Raw genomic sequence first — 1,812 nt, 5'->3', positions numbered from 1 at the left:
ATCAGAACGCTTCCATGGGCAAGGCCATCACGCTGGCAGCGCCGTTCAGCACCGCATCGGCCTGACCGGCCACGCGGCTCAGAATGTGCTCGGCATAGAAGCGGGCGGTTGTCAGTTTCGCCTGCATGAACGCGGTTTCCTGTCCCTTTTGCAACAGTTCCTGAGCCACCAGTACCGAGCGGCCCAGCTGCCAGCCGGCGACCAGATTGCCGGTCAGCAGCAGATAGGGGACGCTGCCCGCATAGACGGCATTGGGATCTGCCTTGGCCTGGGCGACCACAAAGTCCACCACCTGCACAAAAGCCTGGCGTGCCTGGCCCAGTTGCTTGGCCACGGCCAGTGCCGTGACCGTGCCGCTGGCCTTGAGTTCGGCTTCGGTTTTCGCTATCTGCGCGGCAATGGCCTTGGCGCTCTGGCCGCCATCGCGGCCGGTCTTGCGACCCACGAGGTCGTTGGCCTGGATGGCGGTCGTGCCTTCGTAGATGGTCAGGATCTTGGCGTCGCGGTAGTACTGGGCGGCGCCGGTTTCCTCGATAAAGCCCATGCCGCCGTGCACTTGCACGCCCAGGCTGGTCACTTCCAGGCTCATCTCGGTGCTGTAACCCTTGACCAGGGGCACCATGAATTCATAGAAAGCCTGGTTTTGCTGGCGTACCTCAGCGTCGGGGTGGTTGTGGGCCGCGTCATAGGCGGCGGCCGCCACCGTGGCCATGGCACGGCAGCCTTCCACGCTGGCGCGCATGGTCATGAGCATGCGACGCACATCGGGGTGGTGAATGATGGTGGCACTGGCCTTGACCGAGCCATCGACGGGACGGCTTTGCACCCGCTCCTTGGCGTAGGCCACGGCATGCTGGTAGGCGCGTTCGGCCACGGCAATGCCTTGCACGCCCACGGCGTAGCGGGCGGCGTTCATCATGATGAACATGTACTCCAGGCCGCGGTTCTCTTCACCGACCAGGTAACCCACGGCGCCGGGTCCGGCGCTGTCTGCAATGCTCGCCGCCATGCCGTCGCCAAACTGCAGCACGGCCGTGGGCGAGGCCTTGATGCCCATCTTGTGCTCGATGGAGACGCAATGCACATCGTTACGCTGGCCCAGAGAGCCATCGGCATTCACCAGGAACTTGGGCACCACAAACAGGCTGATGCCCTTGACGCCTTCGGGGGCCCCTGCAACCCGGGCCAGCACCAGGTGGACGATGTTGTCCGCCATATCGTGCTCGCCATAGGTGATGAAGATCTTGGTGCCGAAGACCTTGTAGGCGCCATCGGCCTGGGGTTCGGCCTTGGTGCGCACCAGGGCCAGATCGGAGCCGGCCTGGGGCTCGGTCAGATTCATGGTGCCGGTCCACTCGCCGGTGACCAGCTTCTCCAGATATTGGGCCTTGAGCGCGTCGCTGCCGGCCGTCAGCAGGGCTTCGATGGCACCATCGGTGAGCAGCGGGCATAGGGCAAAGCTCAGATTGGCGCTGTTGAGCATTTCTATGCAGGCCGCACCAATGGTTTTGGGCAGGCCCTGGCCGCCAAAGTCCGTGGGGTGCTGCAGACCTTGCCAGCCGCCCTGGGCGTATTGCTTGAAGGCATCGGCAAAGCCGGGTGTGGTGGTGACGACGCCATCCTTGAAGGAGGAGGGATTCACATCGCCGGCCACATTGAGGGGAGCGACCACGCCCTCGCACAGCTTGGCGCATTCTTCAAGCACGGCCTGGGCGGTTTCCAGGCCTGCGTCTTCAAAGCCGGGAATCTGGGCGATCTGCTCGAGCTGGACCAGATGCTCCATGTCGAACAGCATGTCTTTGATAGGTGCGG

Annotated in this window: 1 protein-coding gene; it reads right to left on the bottom strand. The window is 63.7% G+C overall.

Annotated features, from left to right (window positions below; all coding sequences use genetic code 11):
- Position 1 precedes the first annotated feature (1 nt).
- A partial coding sequence (locus tag ACNAZA_RS22310; RefSeq protein WP_415798681.1) for an acyl-CoA dehydrogenase occupies positions 2 to 1,812 on the bottom strand: 1,811 nt, incomplete at its 5' end.

The sequence above is a fragment of the Comamonas aquatilis genome, assembly GCF_965139575.1.
GTDB classification, from domain to species: Bacteria; Pseudomonadota; Gammaproteobacteria; order Burkholderiales; family Burkholderiaceae_C; genus Comamonas; species Comamonas aquatilis.
This window is presented reverse-complemented; position numbering and strand designations above follow the sequence as displayed.